Source organism: Streptomyces sp. IBSBF 3136 (assembly GCF_036815105.1).
In the GTDB taxonomy this organism is placed as follows: Bacteria; Actinomycetota; Actinomycetes; order Streptomycetales; family Streptomycetaceae; genus Streptomyces.
On sequence record NZ_JAJSZC010000074.1, the window covers coordinates 1 to 25998 of the forward strand.

Annotated in this window: 23 protein-coding genes; 21 read left to right on the forward strand and 2 right to left on the reverse strand. The window is 72.7% G+C overall.

All coding sequences use genetic code 11. From position 1 onward, the window contains the following. Positions 1-163: 163 nt before the first annotated feature. Complete coding sequence (bldD, locus tag V7E45_RS17925) at positions 164-667, reverse strand: transcriptional regulator BldD (RefSeq protein WP_020938842.1); 504 nt, start codon at positions 665-667, stop codon at positions 164-166. 253 nt (positions 668-920) lie between these two features. On the opposite strand from bldD, the gene pyrR reads away from it, so the two are divergent. From pyrR to V7E45_RS17995, 14 genes are all read left to right on the forward strand, one after another. Continuing rightward, on the forward strand, positions 921-1493 hold the full coding sequence (pyrR, locus tag V7E45_RS17930) for a bifunctional pyr operon transcriptional regulator/uracil phosphoribosyltransferase PyrR (RefSeq protein ID WP_333775182.1): 573 nt from the start codon (positions 921-923) through the stop codon (positions 1491-1493). Between the two features lie 90 nt (positions 1494-1583). Further along, positions 1584-2564 carry an aspartate carbamoyltransferase catalytic subunit gene (locus tag V7E45_RS17935; RefSeq protein WP_333775183.1) on the forward strand — a complete coding sequence of 327 codons (981 nt, stop codon included), beginning with the start codon at positions 1584-1586 and terminating at the stop codon, positions 2562-2564. A gap of 4 nt (positions 2565-2568) precedes the next feature. Next, entirely contained in the window at positions 2569-3855 is a 1287-nt protein-coding gene (locus V7E45_RS17940; protein WP_333775184.1) for a dihydroorotase, read from the forward strand. Continuing rightward, a complete protein-coding gene (locus V7E45_RS17945; RefSeq protein WP_333775185.1) occupies positions 3852-4412 on the forward strand; it encodes a PH-like domain-containing protein in 561 nt (186 codons plus the stop codon). The genes V7E45_RS17940 and V7E45_RS17945 overlap by 4 nt, the downstream gene beginning before the upstream one ends. After that, the gene (gene carA, locus V7E45_RS17950) at positions 4409-5566 is read left to right on the forward strand and encodes a glutamine-hydrolyzing carbamoyl-phosphate synthase small subunit (protein ID WP_333775186.1); all 1158 of its coding nucleotides are present in this window, start codon (positions 4409-4411) and stop codon (positions 5564-5566) included. The genes V7E45_RS17945 and carA overlap by 4 nt, the downstream gene beginning before the upstream one ends. After that, positions 5559-8867 (forward strand): carbamoyl-phosphate synthase large subunit, encoded by a 3309-nt coding sequence (gene carB / locus V7E45_RS17955; RefSeq protein WP_333775187.1) that lies wholly within the window; start codon positions 5559-5561, stop codon positions 8865-8867. Before carA ends, carB begins: the two co-directional genes overlap by 8 nt. Before the next feature lie 52 nt (positions 8868-8919). Beyond that, the gene (locus tag V7E45_RS17960; protein ID WP_333775188.1) at positions 8920-10026 is read left to right on the forward strand and encodes a quinone-dependent dihydroorotate dehydrogenase; all 1107 of its coding nucleotides are present in this window, start codon (positions 8920-8922) and stop codon (positions 10024-10026) included. Beyond that, on the forward strand, positions 10023-10868 hold the full coding sequence (gene pyrF, locus V7E45_RS17965) for an orotidine-5'-phosphate decarboxylase (protein ID WP_333775189.1): 846 nt from the start codon (positions 10023-10025) through the stop codon (positions 10866-10868). Before V7E45_RS17960 ends, pyrF begins: the two co-directional genes overlap by 4 nt. 298 nt (positions 10869-11166) lie before the next feature. Next, positions 11167-11490, forward strand: a complete 324-nt coding sequence (locus V7E45_RS17970; protein WP_003977346.1) for an integration host factor — start codon at positions 11167-11169, stop codon at positions 11488-11490. Positions 11491-11550: 60 nt separating this feature from the next. Then, positions 11551-12108 (forward strand): guanylate kinase, encoded by a 558-nt coding sequence (gene gmk, locus V7E45_RS17975; protein ID WP_319150862.1) that lies wholly within the window; start codon positions 11551-11553, stop codon positions 12106-12108. Between the two features lie 65 nt (positions 12109-12173). Then, positions 12174-12446, forward strand: coding sequence for a DNA-directed RNA polymerase subunit omega (gene rpoZ / locus V7E45_RS17980; RefSeq protein WP_005319902.1), 273 nt, complete (start codon positions 12174-12176; stop codon positions 12444-12446). A 140-nt stretch (positions 12447-12586) separates the two neighbouring features. Then, a complete protein-coding gene (gene coaBC / locus V7E45_RS17985; protein ID WP_333775205.1) occupies positions 12587-13789 on the forward strand; it encodes a bifunctional phosphopantothenoylcysteine decarboxylase/phosphopantothenate--cysteine ligase CoaBC in 1203 nt (400 codons plus the stop codon). A gap of 273 nt (positions 13790-14062) precedes the next feature. After that, positions 14063-15271, forward strand: coding sequence for a methionine adenosyltransferase (metK, locus tag V7E45_RS17990; RefSeq protein WP_020938831.1), 1209 nt, complete (start codon positions 14063-14065; stop codon positions 15269-15271). A 96-nt stretch (positions 15272-15367) separates the two neighbouring features. Beyond that, positions 15368-17536, forward strand: a complete 2169-nt coding sequence (locus tag V7E45_RS17995; RefSeq protein WP_333775190.1) for a primosomal protein N' — start codon at positions 15368-15370, stop codon at positions 17534-17536. Positions 17537-17878: 342 nt separating this feature from the next. Here V7E45_RS17995 and V7E45_RS18000 read toward each other — a convergent pair whose 3' ends face one another. Beyond that, entirely contained in the window at positions 17879-18445 is a 567-nt protein-coding gene (locus tag V7E45_RS18000) for a hypothetical protein (RefSeq protein WP_333775191.1), read from the reverse strand. A gap of 263 nt (positions 18446-18708) precedes the next feature. Here V7E45_RS18000 and fmt point away from each other — a divergent pair, with 263 nt between their 5' ends. The 7 genes from fmt (at position 18709) to V7E45_RS18035 (ending at position 25741) form a co-directional block, all read left to right on the forward strand. Continuing rightward, on the forward strand, positions 18709-19641 hold the full coding sequence (gene fmt, locus V7E45_RS18005; protein ID WP_333775192.1) for a methionyl-tRNA formyltransferase: 933 nt from the start codon (positions 18709-18711) through the stop codon (positions 19639-19641). 106 nt (positions 19642-19747) lie between these two features. Continuing rightward, on the forward strand, positions 19748-21175 hold the full coding sequence (locus V7E45_RS18010; protein ID WP_333775193.1) for an RsmB/NOP family class I SAM-dependent RNA methyltransferase: 1428 nt from the start codon (positions 19748-19750) through the stop codon (positions 21173-21175). Positions 21176-21446: 271 nt separating this feature from the next. Then, positions 21447-22133: a ribulose-phosphate 3-epimerase gene (rpe, locus tag V7E45_RS18015; protein WP_333775194.1), complete on the forward strand. Its 687-nt coding sequence runs from the start codon at positions 21447-21449 to the stop codon at positions 22131-22133. Positions 22134-22223: 90 nt separating this feature from the next. After that, complete coding sequence (locus V7E45_RS18020) at positions 22224-23267, forward strand: sugar-binding transcriptional regulator (protein WP_333775195.1); 1044 nt, start codon at positions 22224-22226, stop codon at positions 23265-23267. A 125-nt stretch (positions 23268-23392) separates the two neighbouring features. Next, positions 23393-23839, forward strand: a complete 447-nt coding sequence (locus tag V7E45_RS18025; RefSeq protein ID WP_333775196.1) for a ribonuclease domain-containing protein — start codon at positions 23393-23395, stop codon at positions 23837-23839. After that, entirely contained in the window at positions 23836-24204 is a 369-nt protein-coding gene (locus V7E45_RS18030; protein ID WP_333775197.1) for a barstar family protein, read from the forward strand. Before V7E45_RS18025 ends, V7E45_RS18030 begins: the two co-directional genes overlap by 4 nt. 94 nt (positions 24205-24298) lie before the next feature. Beyond that, positions 24299-25741, forward strand: coding sequence for a GuaB1 family IMP dehydrogenase-related protein (locus tag V7E45_RS18035; RefSeq protein WP_333775198.1), 1443 nt, complete (start codon positions 24299-24301; stop codon positions 25739-25741). Positions 25742-25998 lie beyond the last annotated feature (257 nt).

Genomic DNA, 25998 nt, shown 5'->3' on the forward strand with positions numbered 1-25998 from the left:
GCCCCCCCCCCCCCCCCCCCCCCCCCCCCCCCCCCCCCCCCCCCCCCCCCCCCCGACTCGGTACCCAGGCGCCCTGTCAGGAGCGCAGAAAGCCGCCGGGGCGGCCGGAACCGTACAGTTCCAGCCACCCCGGCGGCACGTTTCTGCTGAGGTCTGGGGCGACTCAGGCGTCTTCGTGGGTGGCCACGGCGCGGCGCGCGTCCGCGTCCAGGACACCCCAGCTGATCAGCTGCTCGGTGAGGACCGAGGGGGACTGGTCGTAGATGACGGCGAGTGTGCGCAGGTCGTCCTGGCGGATCGAGAGCACCTTGCCGTTGTAGTCGCCGCGCTGGGACTGGATCGTGGCCGCGTAGCGCTGCAGCGGGCCGGCCTTCTCGGCGGGCACAGTGGCCAGCCGCTCCAGGTCCAGGACCAGCTTCGGCGGCGGCTCGGCGGCGCCGCCCGGCGTGGTGCCCGGCAGGAGCTCCTGCACCGGGACGCCATAGAAATCGGCCAACTCGGCCAGACGCTGCACGGTCACGGCACGGTCACCGCGCTCGTACGAACCGACCACCACGGCCTTCCAGCGACCCTGGGACTTCTCCTCGACACCGTGGAGGGAAAGGCCCTGCTGGGTGCGGATGGCCCGGAGCTTGGCCCCGAGCTGTTTGGCGTATTCGCTGGACATATAGCTCCCCGGACACTGTGTCGACGGCGATCGGCTCTGCTTCCCGCCGCGCGGCTGGTAACTCACTGTGAGGTTACGCAGCGTGACTCTCATGCGTCAAGCCGAATGGTCCACACCGACTCTTCCGTGGTGACGGCGGCGCATTGAGCCAACCGGGTGATCGGGGCCGTCCGTGGGCCTGCTACGGTAGATGGCGCAAATCCGACGTCCTTTAAGGTCCGTCCCGTGAGGCGGAGAAGGAGGTCCGTTTCGTATGGACTCGCACGCGAACCCTGACACCTCCGATGCGCGGCCCGTTCTCGAGGGCCCCGACATCGCGCGGGTGCTGACCCGCATCGCCCACGAGATCGTCGAGCGCGCCAAGGGCGCCGACGACGTGGTGCTCCTCGGCATTCCGACCCGGGGGGTCTTCCTCGCCCAGCGGCTCGCCGCCAAGCTGGAGCAGATCACCGACCGCAAGGTCCCCGTCGGCTCGCTCGACATCACCATGTACCGCGACGACCTGCGCATGCACCCGCCGCGAGCCCTGGCCCGCACCGAGATCCCCGGTGACGGCATCGACGGCTGCCTGGTGGTCCTCGTCGACGACGTGCTCTTCTCCGGGCGCACCATCCGCGCCGCCCTCGACGCCCTGAACGACATCGGGCGCCCGCGCGCGGTGCAGCTCGCGGTCCTCGTCGACCGCGGCCACCGGGAACTGCCCATCCGGGCCGACTACGTCGGCAAGAACCTCCCCACGTCGCTGCGGGAGACGGTCAAGGTCCAGCTCGCCGAGGAGGACGGTCGCGACACCGTGCTGCTCGGTGTGAAGCCGGACGGCCAGTAGCGCGTCGGGCGCACGGCCGCCTCGGCGTGCCGGCACACGCGCCGATCTGCCCCAATCCTCCCGAATGAACTGCCTTACGGAGCCTGACAGATGCAGCGTCATCTCATCTCGGCCGCCGACCTCACCCGCGACGACGCCGTCCTGATCCTCGACACCGCCGAGGAGATGGCCCGGGTCGCCGACCGGCCGATCAAGAAGCTGCCGACCCTGCGCGGCCGCACGATCGTCAACCTCTTCTTCGAGGACTCCACCCGTACCCGGATCTCCTTCGAGGCCGCCGAGAAGCGCCTCTCCGCGGACGTCATCAACTTCACCGCCAAGGGCTCCAGCGTGTCCAAGGGCGAGTCCCTGAAGGACACCGCCCAGACCCTGGAGGCGATGGGCGTCGACGCCGTCGTCATCCGGCACGGCGCCTCCGGCGCCCCCTACCGCCTCGCCAACTCCGGCTGGATCGACGCCGCCGTGATCAACGCCGGCGACGGCACCCACCAGCACCCCACCCAGGCCCTGCTGGACGCCTTCACCATGCGCCGCCGCCTGGTCGGCCGGGACGCCGGGCTCGGCCAGGACCTGGCCGGCAAGCACATCACCCTCGTCGGCGACGTCCTGCACAGCCGGGTCGCCCGCTCCAACGTCGACCTGCTGCACACCCTCGGCGCCGAGGTCACCCTCGTCGCCCCGCCCACCCTGGTGCCGGTCGGCGTCGAGACCTGGCCGTGCGAGGTGTCGTACGACCTCGACAGCACGCTGCCCAAGTCCGACGCGGTGATGATGCTGCGCGTCCAGCGCGAGCGCATGAACGCGGCCTTCTTCCCGACCGAGCGCGAGTACTCGCGGCGCTACGGCCTCGACGGCGACCGCATGGCCCGGATGCCCGAGCACGCCATCGTGATGCACCCCGGCCCGATGGTCCGGGGCATGGAGATCACCGCCGAGGTCGCCGACTCGGACCGCTGCACCGTCGTCGAGCAGGTCGCCAACGGCGTCTCCATCCGGATGGCCGTCCTGTACCTGCTGCTCGGCGGCAACGAGCCCGCCGTCACCCACGCCCGTACCACCGAGGAGAAGTAGAACCATGAGCAAGATCCTGATCCGGGGTGCGAAGGTGCTCGGCGGTGAGCCGCAGGACGTGCTGATCGACGGCGAGACCATCGCCGCGGTCGGCGCGGGCCTCGAAGCCGAGGGCGCGGAGGTCGTCGAGGCGGACGGCAAGGTGCTGCTGCCGGGCCTGGTCGACCTGCACACCCACCTGCGCGAGCCGGGCCGCGAGGACTCCGAGACCGTCCTCACCGGCACCCGCGCCGCCGCGAGCGGCGGCTACACCGCCGTGTTCGCCATGGCCAACACCTTCCCGGTCGCCGACACCGCCGGCGTCGTCGAGCAGGTCTACCGGCTCGGCCGGGACCACGGCTACTGCGACGTGCAGCCCATCGGCGCCGTCACCGTCGGCCTGGAGGGCAAGAAGCTCGCCGAGCTGGGCGCGATGCACGAGTCGGCCGCCGGCGTCACCGTCTTCTCCGACGACGGCAAGTGTGTCGACGACGCCGTGATCATGCGCCGCGCGCTGGAGTACGTGAAGGCCTTCGGCGGCGTCGTCGCCCAGCACGCGCAGGAGCCCAGGCTCACCGAGGGCGCCCAGATGAACGAGGGCGTCGTCTCCGCCGAGCTGGGCCTGGGCGGCTGGCCGGCCGTCGCCGAGGAGTCGATCATCGCCCGCGACGTGCTGCTCGCCGAGCACGTCGGCTCCCGGGTGCACATCTGCCACCTGTCGACCGCGGGCTCGGTGGAGATCGTCCGCTGGGCCAAGTCCCGCGGCATCGACGTCACCGCCGAGGTGACCCCGCACCACCTCCTCCTGACGGACGAGATGGTGCGCACCTACAACCCGGTCTACAAGGTCAACCCGCCGCTGCGCACCGAGCGGGACGTGCACGCGCTGCGCGAGGCGCTGGCCGACGGCACGATCGACATCGTCGCCACCGACCACGCCCCGCACCCGCACGAGGACAAGGACTGCGAGTGGGCCGCGGCCGCCATGGGCATGGTCGGCCTGGAGACCGCCCTCTCGGTGGTCCAGGCGACCATGGTCGAGACCGGCCTGCTGGACTGGGCCGCGGTCGCCGACCGCATGTCCGTCACGCCCGCGCGGATCGGCGGCGCCCAGGGCCATGGCCGCCCCGTCTCGGTCGGTGAGCCCGCCAACCTCACGCTGGTGGACACGGCATACCGTGGGCAGGTGGACCCCGCGGCCTTCGCCTCGCGCAGCCGCAACACCCCCTACGAGGGACGCGAGCTGCCGGGCCGAGTCACCCACACGTGGCTGCGGGGCAAGGCGACGCTCGTCGACGGGAAGCTCACGTGACACCTGTAATCCTGCTGGCCGAGGCCAAGAGGTCGGCCGAGGTCACCGACTGGGGGGCCCGCATCGGCTGGCTCGTCGGCCTCGCCCTCTTCGTCGCGCTCGTCTACTGGCTGATGCGCGAGGGATGGAAATGGCGCGGCACGCTCCAGAGCGACCTGCCCGAGCCGCCCAGCGCGCCGGAGGAGACCGGCCCGGTGAAACTGAGCATGAGCGGCCGCTACCACGGCTCGACCACCGCCGGGCAGTGGCTGGACCGCATCGTGGCCCACGGCCTCGGCACCCGCAGCCGGGCCTCGCTCACCCTGACCGACGCGGGCCTGGAGGTCGAGCGCCCCGGTGCGACCGACTTCTTCGTCCCCACCGCCGCGCTGCGCGGCGCCCGGCTCGACAAGGGCATCGCCGGCAAGGTCCTCACCGAGGGCGGACTGCTGGTGGTGACCTGGGCCCTGGGCGAGAAGCTGATCGACTCCGGCTTCCGCTCCGACCACGCGGCCGAGCACACCGAGTGGGTCGACACACTGAACCAGATGATCAACGACACGGAAGGCGCGCGATGACGACCTCCACCAGGGGAAGCTCCTCACAGAGGAACAAGGCGCTTCCCGCCGTACTCGTCCTGGAGGACGGCCGCACCTTCCGCGGCCGCGCCTACGGGGCCGTGGGGGAGACCTTCGGCGAGGCCGTCTTCTCCACCGGCATGACCGGCTACCAGGAGACCCTGACCGACCCGTCGTACGACCGCCAGATCGTCGTCGCGACCGCCCCGCAGATCGGCAACACCGGCTGGAACGACGAGGACGACGAGTCCACCCGCATCTGGGTCTCCGGCTACGTCGTGCGCGACCCCGCGCGCGTGCCGTCCAACTGGCGCGCCACGCGCTCCCTGGACGACGAGCTGGTCGCGCAGGGCGTGGTCGGCATCTCCGGGATCGACACCCGCGCCCTCACCCGCCACCTGCGCGAGCGCGGCTCGATGCGGGCCGGCATCTTCTCCGGCGAGGTCACCGCCCCCGAGGCCGAGCTGGTCGAGCGGGTCCAGGCCCAGCCGCAGATGAAGGGCGCCAGCCTCTACGAGGAGGTCGCCACCAAGGAGGCGTACGTCGTCCCGGCGGTCGGCGAGAAGCGCTTCACGGTCGCCGCCATCGACCTCGGCATCAAGGGCATGACCCCGCACCGGATGGCCGAGCGCGGCATCGAGGTGCACGTGCTCCCCGCCACCGCCACCGCCGAGGACGTCTACGCCGTCGGTCCGGACGGCGTGTTCTTCTCCAACGGCCCCGGCGACCCGGCGACCGCCGACGGCCCGGTCGCACTGATGAGCGCCGTCCTGGAGCGCAGGACGCCCCTGTTCGGCATCTGCTTCGGCAACCAGATCCTCGGCCGCGCCCTCGGCTTCGGCACCTACAAGCTGAAGTACGGCCACCGCGGCATCAACCAGCCGGTCCAGGACCGGACGACCGGCAAGGTCGAGGTCACCGCGCACAACCACGGCTTCGCCGTGGACGCGCCGCTCGACAAGGTCAGCGAGACGAAGTTCGGCCGCGCCGAGGTCTCGCACGTCTGCCTGAACGACAACGTCGTGGAGGGGCTGCAGCTGCTCGACCAGCCGGCCTTCTCCGTCCAGTACCACCCCGAAGCCGCAGCGGGTCCGCACGACGCCGCCTACCTGTTCGACCGCTTCGTTTCCCTGATGGAGGGCCAGCGTGCCTAAGCGCACCGATATCCAGTCCGTCCTGGTCATCGGCTCCGGCCCGATCGTCATCGGCCAGGCCGCCGAGTTCGACTACTCCGGCACCCAGGCGTGCCGCGTGCTCAAGGCCGAGGGCCTGCGCGTGGTCCTCGTCAACTCCAACCCGGCGACGATCATGACCGACCCGGAGATCGCCGACGCCACCTACGTCGAGCCGATCACCCCCGAGTTCGTCGAGAAGATCATCGCCAAGGAGCGCCCCGACGCCCTGCTGCCCACCCTGGGCGGCCAGACGGCCCTGAACACCGCCATCGCGCTGCACGACAACGGCGTCCTGGAGAAGTACGGCGTCGAGCTGATCGGCGCCAAGCCCGAGGCCATCCACAAGGGCGAGGACCGCGACCTGTTCAAGGGCGTCGTGGAGGAGGTCCGCCGCAAGACCGGGCACGGCGAGTCCGCCCGCTCGGTCATCTGCCACACCATGGACGACGTCCTCAAGGGCGTCGAGACGCTCGGCGGCTACCCGGTCGTCGTCCGCCCCTCCTTCACCATGGGCGGCGCCGGCTCCGGCTTCGCGCACGACGAGGAGGAGCTGCGCCGCATCGCCGGCCAGGGCCTCACGCTCTCCCCGACCACCGAGGTGCTCCTGGAGGAGTCCATCCTCGGCTGGAAGGAGTACGAGCTGGAGCTGATGCGCGACAAGCACGACAACGTCGTGGTCGTCTGCTCCATCGAGAACTTCGACCCCATGGGCGTGCACACCGGCGACTCGATCACCGTCGCCCCGGCGATGACGCTGACCGACCGCGAGTACCAGGTGCTGCGCGACGTCGGCATCGCGATCATCCGCGAGGTCGGTGTCGACACCGGCGGCTGCAACATCCAGTTCGCGGTGGACCCCGAGGACGGTCGGGTGATCGTCATCGAGATGAACCCGCGCGTGTCCCGCTCCTCGGCGCTGGCCTCCAAGGCGACCGGCTTCCCGATCGCCAAGATCGCCGCCAAGCTCGCCGTCGGCTACACCCTGGACGAGATCCCGAACGACATCACGCGGGAGACCCCGGCCTCCTTCGAGCCCACGCTCGACTACGTGGTCGTCAAGGCCCCGCGGTTCGCCTTCGAGAAGTTCCCGCAGGCCGACTCCACGCTGACGACCACCATGAAGTCGGTCGGCGAGGCCATGGCCATCGGCCGCAACTTCACCGAGGCCTTCCAGAAGGCGCTGCGCTCGCTGGAGAAGAAGGGCAGCCAGTTCACCTTCGTCGGCGAGCCGGGCGACAAGGAAGCGCTGCTGCACGAGGCCGTACGCCCCACCGACGGCCGCATCAACACGGTCATGCAGGCCATCCGCGCGGGCGCCACTCCCGAGGAGGTCTTCGAGTACACGAAGATCGACCCGTGGTTCGTGGACCAGCTCTTCCTGATCAAGGAGGTCGCGGACGAGCTCGCCGAGGCGCCCGAGCTGACCGGCGACCTGCTCGCCGAGGCCAAGCGGCACGGCTTCTCCGACCAGCAGATCGGTGAGATCCGGGGCCTGCGCGAGGACGTCGTCCGCGAGGTCAGGCACGCCCTCGGCATCCGCCCGGTCTACAAGACGGTCGACACCTGCGCCGCCGAGTTCGCGGCGAAGACGCCGTACTTCTACTCGTCCTACGACGAGGAGAGCGAGGTCGCGCCCCGCGAGAAGCCCGCGGTGATCATCCTGGGCTCCGGCCCGAACCGCATCGGCCAGGGCATCGAGTTCGACTACTCCTGCGTGCACGCCTCCTTCGCGCTGTCCGACGCCGGGTACGAGACCGTGATGGTCAACTGCAACCCGGAGACCGTCTCCACGGACTACGACACCTCCGACCGGCTGTACTTCGAGCCGCTGACGCTCGAGGACGTGCTGGAGATCGTCCACGCGGAGTCCCTCGCCGGGCCGATCGCCGGTGTGATCGTCCAGCTCGGCGGCCAGACCCCGCTCGGTCTCTCGCAGGCCCTGAAGGACAACGGGGTGCCGATCGTCGGCACGTCCCCCGAGGCCATCCACGCCGCCGAGGACCGCGGCGCCTTCGGCCGCGTCCTCGCGGAGGCCGGTCTGCCGGCCCCGAAGCACGGCACGGCCACCACCTTCGAGGGCGCGAAGGCCATCGCCGACGAGATCGGCTATCCGGTCCTCGTCCGGCCCTCGTACGTCCTCGGCGGGCGCGGTATGGAGATCGTCTACGACGAGACCCGCCTCGCCTCCTACATCGCCGAGTCGACCGAGATCAGCCCCTCCCGGCCGGTCCTCGTCGACCGCTTCCTCGACGACGCCATCGAGATCGACGTCGACGCCCTCTACGACGGCGAGGACCTGTACCTCGGCGGCGTCATGGAGCACATCGAGGAGGCCGGCATCCACTCCGGCGACTCGGCGTGCGCCCTGCCGCCGATCACCCTCGGCGGCTTCGACATCAAGCGCCTGCGCGCCTCCACGGAGGCGATCGCCAAGGGCGTCGGCGTGCGCGGCCTGATCAACATCCAGTTCGCGATGGCCGGCGACATCCTCTACGTCCTGGAGGCCAACCCGCGCGCCTCCCGCACGGTCCCCTTCACCTCCAAGGCGACCGCGGTGCCGCTCGCGAAGGCCGCCGCCCGCATCTCGCTGGGCGCGACCATCGCCGAGCTGCGCGCGGAGGGGCTGCTCCCGGCGAACGGCGACGGCGGCGAACTGCCGCTGGACGCGCCGATCTCCGTCAAGGAGGCCGTCATGCCGTGGTCGCGCTTCCGCGACATCCACGGCCGCGGCGTGGACACGGTGCTCGGCCCGGAGATGCGCTCCACCGGCGAGGTCATGGGCATCGACTCCGTCTTCGGCACGGCGTACGCCAAGTCGCAGGCGGGCGCCTACGGCCCGCTGCCCACCAAGGGCCGCGCCTTCATCTCGGTCGCCAACCGCGACAAGCGCTCGATGATCTTCCCGGCGCGCGAGCTGGTCGGCCACGGCTTCGAGCTGCTCGCCACCTCCGGCACGGCCGAGGTCCTCAAGCGCAACGGCATCAACGCCACGGTCGTGCGCAAGCAGTCCGAGGGCACCGGCCCGAACGGGGAGCGGACCATCGTCCAGCTCATCCACGACGGCGAGGTCGACCTCATCGTCAACACCCCGTACGGCACCGGCGGCCGCCTCGACGGCTACGACATCCGTACGGCCGCGGTGGCACGCTCCGTGCCGTGCCTGACGACCGTCCAGGCGCTCGCGGCGGCCGTCCAGGGCATCGACGCCCTCAACCACGGCGACGTGGGCGTCCGCTCGCTCCAGGAACACGCGGAACACCTGACCGCGGCCCGCGACTAGCAGCCCTGAGGGGGACACCGGAAACGGTGTCCCCCTCTTCGTGAGGACACCCATGTACAAGATCTTCTTCAATCTCGTCTTCAAGCGGATGGACCCCGAGAAGGCCCACTACCTGGCCTTCCGCTGGATCCGTCTCGCGGTGCGCGTCCCCGTGCTGCGCACGTTCGTCGCGGCCGCCCTCGCGCCCCGCCACAAGGAGCTGCGCACGGAGGCCTTCGGGCTGCGCATGCACGGCCCCTTCGGGCTCGCCGCGGGCTTCGACAAGAACGCCGTCGCGATCGACGGCATGTCGATGCTGGGCTTCGACCACGTGGAGATCGGCACGGTCACCGGGGAGCCGCAGCCAGGCAACCCCAAGCGGCGGCTGTTCCGGCTCGTCGCCGACCGTGCGCTGATCAACCGCATGGGCTTCAACAACGACGGCTCGCTCGCCGTCGCGGCCCGCCTGGCAACCCGGGAGCCGGTCTTCCGGACGGTCGTCGGCGTCAACATCGGCAAGACCAAGGTCGTCCCCGAGGCGGAGGCCGTCGGCGACTACGTGAAGTCCGCCGAGCGGCTCGCCCCGTACGCCGACTACCTGGTCGTCAACGTCTCCTCGCCGAACACGCCCGGCCTGCGCAACCTGCAGGCGACCGAGGCGCTGCGGCCGCTGCTCGCCGCCGTCCGCGAGGCCGCCGACCGCACCGTCGCCCACCGCCGCGTCCCGCTCCTGGTGAAGATCGCCCCGGACCTGGCGGACGAGGACGTCGACGCCGTGGCCGACCTGGCGGTTGAGCTCGGCCTGGACGGGATCATCGCCACCAACACCACCATCGCCCGTGACGGCCTCGGCCTGCGCTCCGCGCCCTCCCTGGTGAAGGAGACCGGCGGCCTGTCCGGCGCCCCGCTCAAGGAGCGCTCCCTCGAGGTCCTGCGCCGCCTGTACGCGCGCGTGGGCGACCGGATCACGCTGGTGGGCGTCGGCGGCGTCGAGACCGCCGAGGACGCCTGGCAGCGCATCCTGGCCGGTGCCACGCTGGTGCAGGGGTACAGCGCCTTCATCTACGAGGGACCGTTCTGGTCCCGAGCCATCCACAAGGGTCTCGCCGCGCGGCTGCGCACCAGCCCGTACGCCACCCTCGCCGACGCGGTCGGCGCCGACACAAGGAAGACGGTATGACGGTCCTGGAGCCCTTCGGTGCCCGCCTGCGCCGCGCGATGGACGAGCGCGGCCCGCTGTGCGTCGGCATCGACCCGCACGCCTCCCTGCTCGCCGAGTGGGGCCTGAACGACGACGTGGCCGGTCTCGAGCGGTTCAGCCGCACGGTCGTCGAGGCGGTGGCCGACCGGGTCGCCGTCATGAAGCCGCAGAGCGCCTTCTTCGAGCGGTTCGGCTCGCGCGGCGTCGCCGTCCTGGAGAAGTGCGTCCAGGAGGCGCGGGCGGCCGGCACGCTGGTGGTGATGGACGCCAAGCGCGGCGACATCGGCTCCACGATGGCCGGGTACGCCGAGGCCTACCTGCACAAGGACGCCCCGCTGTTCTCCGACGCCCTCACCGTCTCGCCCTACCTCGGCTACGGCTCGCTGAGCCCGGCCGTCGCCCTGGCCCGGGAGAGCGGGGCCGGCCTCTTCGTGCTGGCGCTCACCTCGAACCCGGAGGGCCCCGAGGTGCAGCACGCGGTGCGGGCCGACGGGCGCACCGTGGCCGCCACCGTGCTGGCGCACCTGGCGGCCGAGAACGCGGGCGAGGAACCGCTGGGCTCCTTCGGCGCGGTCGTCGGCGCGACCGTGGGCGACCTGTCGTCCTACGACCTCGCGGTCAACGGCCCCCTCCTCGCGCCCGGTGTCGGGGCGCAGGGCGCGACGCCGGCCGACCTCCCCGCGGTGTTCGGGCCGGCGCTGCGCAACGTCGTGCCGAACGTCAGCCGGGGTGTGCTGCGGCAGGGTCCCGACGTCGGGGCGCTGCGGGCGGTCACGGAGCGCTTCGCGGAGGAGATCAGGACCGCGGTGGCCGGTGGCTGAGTCCTTTGCGCGTCCTTCCGCGGGCGGTGCCGGGACGACTTGAGTGTGAATACATCCTCAAATCGTGGGCAGTATGTCTGAAATGTCCGGCCTGACGGCGGCTGACCAGTACTTTTCCGCTGTTCTCGCTGACTCTGGCGGACTTGGCCGCTAGTCTCCGAGCAGTGGGGGCACCTCCCGCGCCCTCAGAACAGTGGGGGAGAACGGGCAGCGTGTTGCTCGTGGCTCCCCAGGTGTGGGGCGACTAGGTTCCTCACCGGTCCGTATCCGACAGTTCGACATCCGAGGTGACGTAGGCGTGGCTCTTCCGCCCCTTACCCCTGAACAGCGCGCAGCCGCGCTCGAAAAGGCCGCCGCGGCTCGCCGGGAGCGGGCCGAGGTCAAGAATCGACTCAAGCACTCCGGCGCCTCCCTGCACGAGGTCATCAAGCAGGGCCAGGAGAACGACGTCATCGGCAAGATGAAGGTCTCCGCGCTGCTCGAGTCCCTGCCGGGCGTGGGCAAGGTCCGCGCCAAGCAGATCATGGAGCGTCTGGGTATCTCCGAGAGCCGCCGTGTGCGTGGTCTCGGGTCCAACCAGATCGCTTCCCTGGAGCGTGAGTTCGGCAGCACCGGTTCCTGAGTCCGGCTCCCGCCGGACCGGGAGTCCCGGGCACCCCGGGATTGCTGGAATAATCGCTGCATGAGTGAACGTCCGCGGCTGACCGTGCTCTCCGGCCCCTCGGGGGTCGGCAAGAGCACGGTCGTCGCCCATATGCGCAAGGAACACCCCGAGGTCTGGCTCTCGGTGTCGGCCACGACCCGCAAGCCGCGCCCCGGCGAGCAGCACGGAGTCCACTACTTCTTCGTCACCGACGACGAGATGGACAAGCTGATCGCCAACGGCGAGCTGCTGGAGTGGGCCGAGTTCGCCGGCAACCGTTACGGCACGCCGCGCGCGGCCGTGCTGGAGCGGCTGGAGAACGGCGAGCCCGTCCTGCTGGAGATCGACCTCCAGGGCGCCCGGCAGGTCCGCGCGTCCATGTCCGACGCCCAGCTGGTGTTCCTGGCCCCGCCCTCCTGGGAGGAGCTGGTGCGCAGGCTGACCGGCCGGGGGACCGAGCCGCCCGAGGTCATCGAGCGCCGCCTGACCGCGGCCAGGACCGAGCTGGCGGCCGAGCCGGAGTTCGACGAGACCCTGGTCAACACCTCCGTCGAGGACGTGGCCAGTGAGCTGCTAGCCTTGATGGACGTTGTGTGATCGCGACTGCCGTCTTCGGCCGGGTCACACCAACTGATTCTTTCCCACCCATCGGAAGGTAGAGCGTGTCCTCTTCCATCACCGCGCCCGAGGGCATCATCAACCCGCCGATCGACGAGCTCCTCGAGGCCACCGACTCGAAGTACAGCCTCGTGATCTACGCGGCCAAGCGTGCCCGCCAGATCAACGCGTACTACTCGCAGCTCGGCGAGGGCCTCCTCGAGTACGTCGGTCCGCTCGTCGACACCCACGTGCACGAGAAGCCGCTCTCGATCGCCCTGCGCGAGATCAACGCGGGGCTGCTGACCTCCGAGGCCATCGAGGGCCCGGCGCAGTAGCACCGTCCGATCGCGGTTGCTTCATCCACGGGCCCGGCAGTCGCTCCCCCCAGCGGGAGCCCTGCCGGGCCCGTGGTGTGTCATGGTTCCGTACGTTGCTCCGTACGTGGCCGCGTACGTCGCCGAGCCGGGGAGAGATGGTGGACAAGCCGAGGGTCGTTCTGGGGGTCAGTGGCGGCATCGCCGCGTACAAGGCCTGTGAGCTGCTGAGGAGGTTCACGGAGTCGGGCCACGACGTGCGTGTGGTGCCCACCGCCTCCGCCCTGCACTTCGTGGGCGCGGCGACCTGGTCGGCGCTGTCCGGCAACCCGGTCTCCACGGAGGTCTGGGACGCCGTCCACGAGGTCCCGCACGTCCGCATCGGCCAGCACGCCGACCTGGTCGTGGTGGCCCCGGCGACCGCCGACATGCTCGCCAAGGCCGCCCACGGCCTCGCCGACGACCTGCTGACCAACACCCTCCTCACCGCCCGCTGCCCGGTGGTCTTCGCCCCGGCGATGCACACCGAGATGTGGGAGCACCCGGCCACCCAGGAGAACGTGGCCACGCTGCGCCGCCGTGGCGCCGTCGTCGTCGAGCCCGCCGTCGGCCGGCTCACCGGGGTCGACACCGGCAAGGGCCGGCTGCCCGACCCGGCGGAGATCTTCGAGGTCTGCCGCCGTGTACTGGCCCGGGGCGTGGCCGGGCCCGACCTCGCCGGCCGGCACGTCGTCGTCTCCGCGGGCGGCACCCGCGAGCCCCTCGACCCCGTCCGCTTCCTCGGCAACCGCTCCTCCGGCAAGCAGGGCTACGCCCTCGCCCGCACGGCCGCCGCGCGCGGCGCCCGGGTGACCCTGGTCGCCGCCAACACGGGCCTCGCCGACCCCGCCGGCGTCGACGTCGTCCAGGTGGGCACCGCCGTACAGCTGCGTGAGGCGGTCCTCAAGGCCGCCGGGGACGCCGACGCGGTGGTCATGGCCGCCGCCGTCGCCGACTTCCGCCCCGCGGTCTACGTCTCCGGCAAGATCAAGAAGAAGGACGGCCAGGACCCGGAGCCGGTCGTCCTGGTGCGGAATCCGGACATCCTCGCGGAGATCTCGGCCGACCGCGGCCGCCCCGGACAGGTGGTGGTCGGATTCGCCGCCGAGACCGACGACGTCGTGGCCAACGGGCGCGCCAAGCTGGCCCGCAAGGGCTGCGACCTGCTCGTGGTGAACGAGGTGGGCGAGCGCAAGACCTTCGGTTCCGAGGAGAACGAGGCCCTAGTGCTCGGAGCCGACGGCAGCGAGACGCCCGTCCCGCACGGCCCCAAGGAAGCCCTCGCGGACACCGTCTGGGACCTCGTGGCGGCTCGTCTGGGCTGATCCGGTTGCGCCGTTCGCGCCGTATCGATTCGGCCGTTCGGCGTCTCTTTTCCCTACCACGATGTCGCGCGATCTTGCGTGGCGCCCCTGGCCAAGGCCGCGCGGCATTGTGCAGAATGCCCGTGCCGCAGGTCACAGCGCTCCCGAGAGGCGAGACGGGTGGGCCGGCGGTCGAGCGCGACCGATAAACTGTTCTCGGACGACGCCGGGCGCAGCCCCCGCGCGTGGTCCGCCCATGATCAGCCAGCAGCCGCTGCAACCCCAGGGAGCGTTGTGTCCCGTCGCCTGTTCACTTCGGAGTCCGTGACCGAAGGTCACCCCGACAAGATCGCTGACCAGATCAGCGACACCATTCTCGACGCGCTCCTGCGCGAGGACCCGTCCTCCCGGGTCGCCGTCGAGACGCTGATCACCACCGGTCTCGTGCACGTGGCCGGCGAGGTCACGACCAAGGCCTACGCGGACATCGCGACCCTGGTCCGCAGCAAGATCCTGGAGATCGGCTACGACTCCTCGAAGAAGGGCTTCGACGGCGCCTCCTGCGGCGTGTCGGTCTCGATCGGCGCCCAGTCCCCGGACATCGCGCAGGGCGTCGACACGGCGTACGAGTCCCGGGTCGAGGGCGACGAGGACGAGCTGGACAAGCAGGGCGCCGGCGACCAGGGCCTGATGTTCGGCTACGCGTCCGACGAGACGCCGACGCTGATGCCGCTGCCGATCTTCCTGGCGCACCGCCTGTCCAAGCGCCTCTCCGAGGTCCGCAAGAACGGCACCATCCCCTACCTGCGCCCCGACGGCAAGACGCAGGTCACCATCGAGTACGACGGCGACAAGGCCGTCCGCCTCGACACGGTCGTGGTCTCCAGCCAGCACGCCTCGGACATCGACCTGGAGTCGCTGCTGGCCCCCGACATCCGCGAGTTCGTCGTGGAGCCGGAGCTGAAGGCGCTGCTGGACGACGGCATCAAGCTCGACACCGAGGGCTACCGCCTGCTGGTGAACCCGACCGGCCGCTTCGAGATCGGCGGCCCGATGGGCGACGCCGGCCTCACCGGCCGCAAGATCATCATCGACACCTACGGCGGCTTCGCCCGGCACGGCGGCGGCGCCTTCTCCGGCAAGGACCCGTCCAAGGTCGACCGCTCGGCCGCCTACGCCATGCGCTGGGTCGCCAAGAACGTCGTCGCCGCCGGCCTGGCCGCGCGCTGCGAGGTCCAGGTCGCCTACGCCATCGGCAAGGCCGAGCCGGTCGGTCTGTTCGTCGAGACCTTCGGCACCGCCAAGGTCGAGGCCGAGAAGATCGAGAAGGCCATCGACGAGGTCTTCGACCTCCGCCCGGCCGCGATCATCCGCGACCTCGACCTGCTCCGCCCGATCTACGCCCAGACGGCGGCGTACGGCCACTTCGGCCGCGAGCTGCCCGACTTCACCTGGGAGCGCACGGACCGCGTGGAGGCCCTGCGCAAGGCCGTGGGCCTGTAGCCCGCACGGATCCTCCACCGAGGCCCGGTCCCCGCACGGGGGCCGGGCCTCGGCCGTCCGGTCCGGTTGTCGGTGCCGTTTGGTAAGAATGCAAGCGTGAGCAGCGAGAACGGGGCGCCCCCGGACGGCGGGGCGGACGGGACCGGAGGGGCCGAAGGGGCGCCGCCGGAGCAGCTCGCGCTCATTCGGGAGAGCGTGCGCGAGGCCAGGGTGCCCCGGGCCAAGCCCCGGACCTGGCGCGGGGCCGCGCTCGCCAAGGAACTGCCGGTCGCGCGGGTGCTGGTCGACAAGGGCGTGCTGCACCTCGACCGGTACTTCGACTACGCGGTGCCCGAGGAGATGGACGCCGAGGCGCGCCCCGGGGTGCGGGTACGGGTGCGGTTCGGGGCCGGCCGGGGCCGGGTGCGCGAGGGGCGCCGGGAGGGCGGCGGGCTCATCGACGGTTACCTCGTCGAGCGGCGGGCCGAGTCCGACTACGCGGGGCCGCTGGCCGCCCTGGCCCAGGTCGTGTCGCCCGAGCCGGTGCTGAGCGAGGAACTGCTCGGGCTCGCCCGGGCCGTCGCCGACCGGTACGCGGGCAGCCTCGCCGATGTGCTGCAGCTGGCGGTGCCGCCGCGCAGCGCGCGGGCCGAGCGGCGGCCCTCGCCCGAGCCCCTGCCGGCGCCGCCCGCGCCCGGCGCCGGGTCCTGGACGCGGTACGGGCACGGGGGCGCCTTCCTGGAGGCGCTGGCCGCCGGGGGAGCGCCCAGGGCGGTGTGGAACGCCCTACCGGGGCCGCTGTGGAGCGAGGAGCTGGCCCGGGCCGTCGCCGCGACACTCGCCTCGGGACGCGGCGCGCTCGTCGTCGTACCGGACGGACGGGCCGCCGCGCGGGTCGACGCCGCGCTGACCGCCCTTCTCGGTGAGGGCCGGCACGCGCTGCTCACCGCCGACGCCGGGCCCGAGAAGCGGTACGCGCAGTGGCTCGCGGTGCGGCGGGGCGCCGTACGGGCGGTGGTCGGGACGCGGGCCGCCATGTTCGCCCCCGTGCGGGACCTCGGGCTCGTCGCCATCTGGGACGACGGCGACGACAGCCACAGCGAGCAGCACGCCCCGCAGCCGCACGCGCGCGATGTGCTGCTGCTGCGCGCCGCCCTCGACCGGTGCGCCTTTCTGCTGGGCGGGTGGAGCTGCACCGTCGAGGCCGCGCAGCTCGTGGAGAGCGGCTGGGCGCGGCCCCTGGTCGCCGGGCGCGAGGAGGTACGGCGGGCCGCGCCCCTGGTGCGCACCGTCGGGGACGACGACCTCGCGCGCGACGAGGCCGCCCGGGCCGCCCGGCTGCCCACCCTCGCCTGGCAGGCGGTCCGCGAGGGCCTGCGGCACGGACCCGTGCTGGTCCAGGTGCCCCGCCGGGGTTACGTGCCGCGGATGGCGTGCGCCCAGTGCCGGGCGCCGGCCCGCTGCCGGCACTGCGCGGGCCCGCTGGAGGCGCGGGACGCGGGAGCGCTGACGTGCGGCTGGTGCGGGCGCGAGGAAGCGGCCTGGCACTGCCCCGAGTGCGGCGGCTTCCGGCTGCGCGCCCAGGTGGTCGGGGCCCGGCGGACCGCCGAGGAACTGGGACGGGCGTTCCCCGCCGTGCCGGTGCGCACCTCGGGGCGTGAGCATGTGCTGGACACCGTGCCGGGCACGCCCGCGCTGGTCGTGAGCACCCCGGGAGCCGAGCCGGTCGCCGAGGGCGGCTACGCGGCCGCCCTGCTGCTGGACGGCTGGGCCATGCTCGGGCGGCCCGACCTGCGCGCGGGGGAGGACGCCCTGCGCCGCTGGATCGCGGCCGGGGCCCTGGTGCGGCCGCAGGGGGAGCACGGGACCGTCGTCGTGGTGGCCGAGCCGACGCTGCGGCCCGTGCAGGCCCTGGTGCGGTGGGACCCGGTCGGCCATGCGGTGCGGGAGCTGGCCGAGCGGGCCGAGCTGGGTTTCCCGCCGGTGTCCCGGATGGCGGCCGTGTCGGGCCCCGCTGAGGCCGTGGCCGAGTTCCTGGGGGCGGCCCAACTGCCACCGGACGCCGAGGTGCTGGGGCCGGTGCCGGTGGCGCCGACGCTGCCCGGCCGCCCTCACAGACCGGGCGCGCCCTCACCGGGCGAGCACTGGGAACGGGCGCTGGTGCGGGTGCCGCCGGGCAGCGGGTCCGCACTGGCCGCCGCCCTGAAGACGGCCCAGGCGGCGCGGATGGCGCGGGGCGGCGGGGATGCGGTGCGGGTGCCGGGCGATCCGCCGGACATCGGGTGAGAGTGCCGGTCCGGCGGGTGGCGCGTGGCTGCCGGGACTCTGTCCGGACGGTAGCGCGGACCGAGGGCGTTGCCGGCAGTGGGCGCGGGTGCTGGGTGTGGGTGCCGCCGGGGAGCGGGTCCACACCGGCCGCCGCCCTGAAGACGGCCCAGGCGGCGCGGATGGCGCGCGGCGGGGATGCGGTGCGAGGGCCCGTCGATCCGCCGGATATCGGGTGACGGTGCGGGGCCGGTGAGCGAGGCGCGGCCGACGGGGGGCGGTGGCGCCGGGGCGCGTCCCGGTGTGCGGCTGCCCTCCCGGAGGTGGCCCGGGAGGGCAGGGGAGGACGTCGGCCGGTGCCGGTCAGCCGTTGCGTGGGCCGGGGAAGGCCGTGGGCCGCGCGTCCTCGCGGAGCGTGGGGCTGCCCGCGGTGGGCTGGGTGGGCATGGAACGGGCGGCGGGCACCGTCGGTACCGCCGCGGGCAGGACAGGCAGGGCAGGGAGGGAGGGCAGCGCGGGGTTGAGCGTGCGGGTGCCGGACGGCTCGGTCGCCCGCTCGGTCTCGGCGGCGGCCTGGGTGGCGGCGCGACGGGCGCCGTAACGGCGGTGCACCGCCTGCTTGGTGACCCCCAGCGCCGAGCCCACCGCGTCCCAGGAGAAGCCCAGCGAGCGGTCGAAGTCCACGGCGGCCGTGACCAGCGTCTCGACGCTGTCCCGGAGCTCCTGGGCGAGGCGGACCGTCGGGGCGGGAGCCCGTCCGTAGACGACGAAGCCCGCGGAGGGACCGGAGCGGCGGGGGCGGTAGACGTTGCCGAGCTGGGCGGTGAGCGTGCGCAGTGCGTCCACCTGCCGGCGGACCCGCTCGATGTCCCGCACCAGCAAGTGCAGGCTGGCCCGGGCCTGGGCGTCGTGGGTTGCGTGGTCGGCCATGAACAAGCCTCTCGAACCGGCGTTGAAAGGAACTGGGCCCGCGAAAGCGGCCCGATGTGGTCAACTCTTTCTTGACCAACGCGTAGGCGCTCCGCTGGTCACGGGCTGGGGGCGTACAGGCATATGCGTACGCCGCCCTCCCTTGCGTGCACCCCCGCTCGCGGGCAGCCGTCCGCCCGTGGCCGACGGGGCGGCGGTCCGGCCCTGGCCATAGACTGGTGCGCTGCTCGTCCAACCCCCGCCCGAGAGGCCCGATCCCGCCCATGAAGCTGGTCTTCGCCGGTACCCCCGAGGTCGCCGTTCCCGCCCTGGACGCTCTCATCGCCTCCGGGCGGCACGAGGTCGCCGCCGTCGTCACGCGGCCCGACGCACCGGCCGGGCGTGGGCGCAGGCTGGTCGCGTCGCCCGTGGCCGAACGGGCGGCGGAGGCCGGCATCGAGGTGCTGAAGCCGGTCAGGCCGCGGGACCCGGAGTTCCTGGAGCGGCTCAGGGAGATCGCCCCGGACTGCTGCCCGGTCGTCGCCTACGGCGCGCTGCTGCCCAAGGTCGCCCTGGACATCCCGGCGCACGGCTGGGTCAACCTGCACTTCTCGCTGCTGCCCGCCTGGCGCGGGGCCGCGCCCGTGCAGCACGCCCTGATGGCGGGCGACGAGATCACCGGGGCCGCCACCTTCCTCATCGAGGAGGGGCTCGACTCCGGCCCCGTCTACGGCACCGTCACCGAGGAGATCCGGCCCACCGACACCAGCGGGGACCTGCTCACCCGGCTCGCCTTCGCGGGCGCCGGACTGCTGGCCGCCACCATGGACGGCATCGAGGACGGCGCCCTGAAGGCGGTGCCGCAGCCGGCGGAGGGCATCACCCTCGCGCCCAAGATCACCGTGGAGGACGCCCAGGTGGACTGGGCCGCGCCCGCGCTGCGCGTGGACCGGGTGGTGCGCGGCTGCACCCCGGCCCCCGGTGCCTGGACCACCTTCCGCGGCGAGCGGCTCAAGATCGTCCAGGCCGCGTCGGTGCCCGAGCGCACCGACCTCGCCCCCGGGCAGCTCGCCGTCGGCAAGAACAGCGTGCACGTCGGCACGGGCTCCTACGCCGTCGAGCTGCTGTGGGTGCAGGCGCAGGGCAAGAAGCCGATGCGGGCGGCGGACTGGGCGCGCGGGGCGCGGATCGCCGAGGGCGAGCGCGTCGGCGGCTGAGCACCTGCCGGGGCGGCGCCCGCGCCGCCCCGGGCGGCGGGGGTGACCGTGCTGCGACGTACGCTGGGAACCGCACCCCCTTCTTCCCATCCGGAGCACCTTTTTCGTGAGCGAGCAGTCCCGGCGGCCGCACAAGCCCGCCAAGCCCTACCGCCGTCCCCAGAAGGACCCCGTCCGCATCCTCGCCTTCGAGGCGCTGCGCGCCGTGGACGAGCGGGACGCGTACGCCAACCTCGTGCTGCCCCCGCTGCTGCGCAAGGCGCGGGAGAAGGAGGGGCCGGAGAAGTTCGACGCGCGGGACGCCGCCCTCGCCACCGAGCTGGTGTACGGGACGCTGCGCAGGCAGGGCACGTACGACGCCGTCATCGCGGCCTGTGTGGACCGGCCGCTGCGCGAGGTCGACCCGCCGGTGCTCGACGTACTGAGCCTCGGCGCGCACCAGTTGCTCGGGACCCGGATCCCGACGCACGCGGCCGTGTCCGCCTCGGTCGAGCTGGCGCGGGTCGTGCTCGGCGACGGGCGGGCGAAGTTCGTCAACGCCGTGCTGCGCAAGATCGCGCAGAACGACTTGGACGGCTGGCTGGAGAAGGTCGCGCCGCCCTACGACGAGGATCCCGAGGACCACCTCGCCGTGGTGCACTCGCACCCCCGCTGGGTCGTCTCCGCGCTGTGGGACTCCCTGGGCGGCGGCCGGGCCGGGATCGAGGACCTGCTAGAAGCGGACAACGAGCGGCCCGAGGTGACCCTCGTGGCCAGGCCGGGCCGGGCCACGACGGACGAGCTGCTCCGGGAGGACGCCGCCGTGCCGGGGCGCTGGTCGCCCTACGCCGTGCGGCTCACCGAGGGCGGCGAGCCCGGTGCCGTCGAGGCCGTCCGCGAGGGGCGGGCCGGGGTGCAGGACGAGGGCAGCCAGCTGGTCGCGCTCGCCCTCGCGAACGCCCCGCTCGACGGCCCGGACCGCGCGTGGCTCGACGGGTGCGCCGGCCCTGGCGGCAAGGCGGCGCTGCTTGCCGCCCTTGCCGCCGAGCGCGGAGCCGTGCTGCTCGCCTCCGAGAAGCAGCCGCACCGCGCGGGCCTGGTGGCGAAGGCCCTGGACGGCAACCCGGGTCCGTACCAGGTGATCGCCGCCGACGGGACCCGGCCGCCGTGGCGCCCCGGCACCTTCGACCGGGTGCTGATGGACGTGCCCTGCACCGGGCTCGGCGCGCTGCGCCGGCGCCCCGAGGCACGGTGGCGGCGGCGCCCTGAGGACCTGGACAACTTCGCGCCGCTCCAGCGGGCCCTGCTGCGCACCGCCCTGGAGTCGGTGCGCGTCGGCGGGGTCGTCGGCTACGCCACCTGCTCGCCGCACCTCGCCGAGACCAGGGCGGTCGTCGCCGACGTGCTCAAGCAGCACCCGGACACCGAGCTCATCGACGCCCGCCCCCTGCTCCCGGGCGTCCCCGCGCTCGGCGACGGCCCGGACGTGCAGCTCTGGCCCCACATGCACGGCACCGACGCGATGTACCTCGCCCTTATCCGCCGCACCGCCTGACCCCGACAGCGTCCCCGCGCCCCCACGGTCGGCCCGTGACGTGCGCCTGCGGCCGCCGCGGCGTGTCCCCACCGACCCGCTCGACAGCGGCCGGCGTCTCCCAGGGGCGCGGGGAACTGCGCGACCAGCCCCCACCGCCCCGCAGGGGACTACGCGACTACTCCCCACCGCCCCGCAGGGGAACCACACGACCGCCCCCACCGGCCAGCCGTAGCGCAACCGCGACAGACCGCCGTTACTGCCGAGCGCAGCGGCATGGCAGGCTTGGGGCATGGCCGCGCAGATCAACCCCAGCATCCTGTCCGCCGATTTCGCCCGCCTCGCGGACGAGGCCCGGGCGGTCGAGGGAGCCGACTGGCTCCACGTCGACGTCATGGACAACCATTTCGTCCCGAACCTCACGCTCGGCGTGCCGGTCGTGGAGTCACTGGCCCGCGCGACGGGCACCCCGCTGGACTGCCACCTGATGATCGAGGACCCGGACCGCTGGGCCCCGCAGTACGTCGAGGCGGGCGCCTCGTCCGTCACCTTCCACGTGGAGGCGGCGGCCGCCCCCGTGCGGCTCGCCCGGGAGATCCGCGCCAAGGGCGCCCGCGCCTCCATGGCGCTCAAGCCCGCGACGCCGATCGAGCCGTACGAGGATCTGCTCCCCGAGCTCGACATGCTGCTGATCATGACGGTCGAGCCGGGCTTCGGCGGCCAGGCCTTCCTCGACATCATGCTGCCCAAGATCCGCCGCACCCGTGAGCTGATCGGCAAGCACGGCCTGCAGATGTGGCTGCAGGTCGACGGCGGTGTGTCGGCCTCCACGATCGAACGGTGCGCGGACGCGGGGGCGGACGTCTTCGTCGCCGGGTCGGCGGTCTACGGGGCGAAGGACCCGGCCGAGGCGGTACGTGCATTGCGCACCCAGGCGGAGGCGGCGACCGCCAAGGCATCCTGGGCATGCGACCACTGAGCCACGGCTACGTGAACGGTTGAATGTAGGGCGCCCATCAGGGCGGAGCAGTCGCGCCGGATCTGCAAGGATGAACGGCGAATCCAGAGTGTGAACAGCAGTGAGGAGATCGCCGTGTCGGGTATGTCGGCGGGCCGGTCAGCCATGCGGATGGGACCCGCTGAGCTGGTGCAGGCGGCGGCCATGGCCCGCCGCTTCTACCTCGAGGGCAAGTCCAAGATCCAGATCGCCGAGGAGTTCGGCGTCAGCCGCTTCAAGGTGGCCCGGGTCCTGGAGACCGCCCTCGAACGGGATCTCGTACGGATCGAGATCCGCGTCCCGGCCGAGCTGGACGCCGAGCGCTCCGACGCGCTCCGCGCCCGCTACGGCCTCAGGCACGCCGTCGTGGTCGAGTCCCCGGCCGAGGCGGAGGAGACCCCCGACCCGGAGAACCTCGGTGAGGTCGCCGCCGACCTGCTCGGCGAGCTCGTCAACGAGGGGGATGTCCTCGGCCTGGCCTGGGGCCGCTCCACCATCCACATGGCGGCGGCGCTCGACCGGCTGCCGCCGTGCACGGTGGTCCAGCTGACGGGTGTGTACGACGCCGGGACCGCCGAGCGCGGCTCGGTCGAGGCGGTGCGCCGTGCCGCGCAGGTGTCGGGCGGCGACGCCCATCCCATCTACGCGCCGATGCTGCTGCCGGACGCGGCCACCGCCGGGGCGCTGCGTCACCAGACCGGCATCGCCCGGGCCTTCGAGTACTTCGACAAGGTCACGGTCGCCTGCGTCTCCATCGGCTCCTGGGAGCCCGGCATCTCGACCGTGCACGACATGCTCAGCGACGAGGAGCGCGCGCACTACGCCTCGCTCGGTGTCGCCGCCGAGATGTCCGCGCACCTCTTCGACGCCGAGGGCCGCCGGATCGGCCGTGACCTGGGGGAGCGGTGCATCACGGTCAAGACCGACCAGCTGCGCCGCATCCCGGAGGTCGTGGCGATCGCCGGCGGACAGCGCAAGGCGTCCGCGATCGACGCGGTGCTGCGTTCCGGTCTGGTCACCAGCCTGGTGACCGACACCTCGGCCGCCGACTACCTGATGACGGCGGGCCCGACGCCGAAGCCCGCGCTCAGCCGGTCGGACCCCGACGGGCACTGAAGCACCTCCGCTGCGGCGCCCGGCGCGGACGTGACGGGCCCGCGGCGGGGCGCGGGGCGGACCTGCCGGGCCCGCCGCGGGGCGCGGGGCGGACGTGACGGGACGGGCGTGGCAGCATCGGCGGCATGCTGCCACCGCTCCTCCCACGACCGTTCCCACGCGTCCTGCGCGCCCTCGTGGGCCTGCTGGTCTGTCTCTGCGCCCTGCTGGCGGGATGCTCACCGGGCACGGGCACGGACCCGGGCGCGGGCACCGCTCCGGCCTCCGGCGCGTCCACGCCCGCCTGGGCCCGGGGCACGGCCACCGTCCAGGAGTCCCGGCTCCCGGCCGAGGCCCGGCGGACCCTCGTGCTCATCGACCGGGGCGGCCCCTTCCCCTACGCCAGGGACGGCATCGTCTTCGGGAACCTGGAGCGGCTGCTGCCGCAGCACGCACGCGGCTACTACCACGAGTACACGGTGCCGACCCCGGGCGCGCACGACCGCGGGGCGCGGCGGCTCGTCACCGGGCGGGGCGGGGAGATCTACTACACGGATGATCACTACAACTCGTTCCGGGCGGTGCTGAGATGAGCGAAGACCTGACGGGCCGGCTCGTGGTCACCCTCGACCTCACGGGCGTCACCGACAAGGCGGGCCTGATGGACCGGGCCGCCCGGGCGCTGGCGCTGCCCGACTGGTTCGGCCGCAACTGGGACGCGCTGGTGGACTCCCTCTGCGACCACACGGTGTGGCCCGCGACCGCCGTCGAACGCGGGATGCTGGTCGTCGTACGGGGCTGGCGACCGTACGCGGACGCGGCCCCCGGCGAGTGGCTGACCGCGCAGGACGTCTTCGCCGAGGCCGTCGACCGCACCCCCGGGCTCGCCGTCGTCCTGGCCCTTGGAGGATCGTCCGAGGGTCCGTCCGCCGGGCCTGGAGGTTCTGTGGGGCCCTGACGGCGCCCCCGTCATGGGAGAATGAAGTACGTGCTTCTTTCCCCCTGGCGCACCCGTCGGGGGGTCACCTCTGATCGACTGGGATGTGCGGCACGTGCGTTTCCTCAATGACATCCAGCCCGCGTACGACCTGACGTACGACGACGTCTTCATGGTGCCGAGCCGCTCCGCGGTCGGCTCGCGTCAGGGCGTGGACCTCTCCTCGCCGGACGGCACGGGCACCACCATCCCGCTCGTCGTCGCCAACATGACCGCCATCGCCGGCCGCCGCATGGCCGAGACGGTGGCCCGGCGCGGCGGCCTGGTGGTCATTCCGCAGGACATCCCGATCGACGTGGTCGCCGACGTCGTCTCCTGGGTCAAGAGCCGCCATCTGGTGCTGGACACCCCGATCGTGCTGGCCCCGCACCAGACCGTCGCCGACGCCCTCGCGCTGCTGCCCAAGCGGTCCCACAACGCCGGTGTCGTCGTCGACGACCAGCTGCGTCCCGTCGGCGTGGTCACCGACGCCGACCTGAGTGGCGTCGACCGCTTCACCCAGCTCGAAGTGGTCATGTCCAAGGACCTGCTGCTGCTCGACGCGGACATCGACCCGCGCGAGGCGTTCACCACCCTGGACACCCACAACCGCCGCTACGCCCCCGCCGTGGACAAGGACGGCAGGCTCGCCGGCATCCTGACCCGCAAGGGCGCGCTGCGCGCCACGCTCTACACCCCGGCCGTCGACGGCAAGGGCAGGCTGCGCGTCGCCGCCGCCGTCGGCATCAACGGCGATGTGGCGGGCAAGGCCAAGCAGTTGCTCGACGCGGGCGTGGACACGCTCGTCATCGACACCGCGCACGGCCACCAGGAGTCGATGATCAGCGCGATCAAGCTGGTCCGCGCGCTCGACCCGCACGTGCCGATCGCGGCGGGCAACATCGTCTCCGCCGAGGGCGTCAAGGACCTGATCGACGCGGGCGCGGACATCATCAAGGTCGGTGTCGGCCCGGGCGCCATGTGCACCACCCGCATGATGACCGGTGTGGGCCGGCCGCAGTTCTCCGCCGTCCTGGAGTGCGCTGCCGAGGCGCGCAAGTACGGCAAGCACGTGTGGGCCGACGGCGGTGTCCGCCACCCGCGCGACGTCGCCATGGCCCTCGCGGCCGGCGCGTCCAACGTGATGGTCGGCTCCTGGTTCGCGGGCACCTACGAGTCCCCGGGCGACCTCCAGCAGGACGCGGGCGGCCGCCTGTACAAGGAGTCGTTCGGCATGGCCTCCGCGCGTGCCGTGGCCAACCGGACCTCGGAGGAGTCGTCGTACGACCGGGCCCGCAAGGCGCTGTTCGAGGAGGGCATCTCCACCTCGCGCATGTTCCTCGACCCGGCCCGTCCCGGGGTGGAGGACCTGATCGACTCGATCATCGCGGGTGTCCGCTCGTCCTGCACCTACGCGGGCGCCGGCTCCCTGGAGGAGTTCGCCGAGAAGGCCATCGTCGGCATCCAGAGCGCCGCCGGCTACGCCGAGGGCAAGCCGTTGCACGCCAGCTGGAGCTGAGCGAGCACGCCGGCTGGAGCCGAGCCCCGCACGCAAGCCGGAGCCGGCCCGCCACACCCTGACCGACGGCCCCCGTCCCTCCCCGACCGGGAGGGACGGGGGCCGTCGGCGTACCCGGGGGCCAAGACCGCGTAAAAGGCGCTGGTGAGGCGGCTGTGCAACGGTCGAAAGCGCGTGCGCAACGAATCGGCGTTCCGGTCGGAGGAACGCAAGGATGATGCCCGGACGCGCAAGGTTGCTGCATTACGCCGGTGAAG

What these genes read in the sequence shown, in the direction of transcription:
- fmt (WP_333775192.1), top strand. Translation starts at nt 18,709, where the DNA reads ATGAAGCTGGTCTTCGCCGGTACCCCCGAGGTCGCCGTTCCCGCCCTG.
- bldD (WP_020938842.1), bottom strand. Translation starts at nt 667, where the DNA reads ATGTCCAGCGAATACGCCAAACAGCTCGGGGCCAAGCTCCGGGCCATC.
- V7E45_RS17935 (WP_333775183.1), top strand. Translation starts at nt 1,584, where the DNA reads ATGCAGCGTCATCTCATCTCGGCCGCCGACCTCACCCGCGACGACGCC.
- V7E45_RS18025 (WP_333775196.1), top strand. Translation starts at nt 23,393, where the DNA reads ATGCTGCCACCGCTCCTCCCACGACCGTTCCCACGCGTCCTGCGCGCC.
- pyrR (WP_333775182.1), top strand. Translation starts at nt 921, where the DNA reads ATGGACTCGCACGCGAACCCTGACACCTCCGATGCGCGGCCCGTTCTC.
- V7E45_RS18030 (WP_333775197.1), top strand. Translation starts at nt 23,836, where the DNA reads ATGAGCGAAGACCTGACGGGCCGGCTCGTGGTCACCCTCGACCTCACG.
- carA (WP_333775186.1), top strand. Translation starts at nt 4,409, where the DNA reads ATGACGACCTCCACCAGGGGAAGCTCCTCACAGAGGAACAAGGCGCTT.
- V7E45_RS18000 (WP_333775191.1), bottom strand. Translation starts at nt 18,445, where the DNA reads ATGGCCGACCACGCAACCCACGACGCCCAGGCCCGGGCCAGCCTGCAC.
- rpe (WP_333775194.1), top strand. Translation starts at nt 21,447, where the DNA reads ATGGCCGCGCAGATCAACCCCAGCATCCTGTCCGCCGATTTCGCCCGC.
- pyrF (WP_333775189.1), top strand. Translation starts at nt 10,023, where the DNA reads ATGACGGTCCTGGAGCCCTTCGGTGCCCGCCTGCGCCGCGCGATGGAC.
- V7E45_RS17960 (WP_333775188.1), top strand. Translation starts at nt 8,920, where the DNA reads ATGTACAAGATCTTCTTCAATCTCGTCTTCAAGCGGATGGACCCCGAG.
- V7E45_RS17940 (WP_333775184.1), top strand. Translation starts at nt 2,569, where the DNA reads ATGAGCAAGATCCTGATCCGGGGTGCGAAGGTGCTCGGCGGTGAGCCG.
- gmk (WP_319150862.1), top strand. Translation starts at nt 11,551, where the DNA reads ATGAGTGAACGTCCGCGGCTGACCGTGCTCTCCGGCCCCTCGGGGGTC.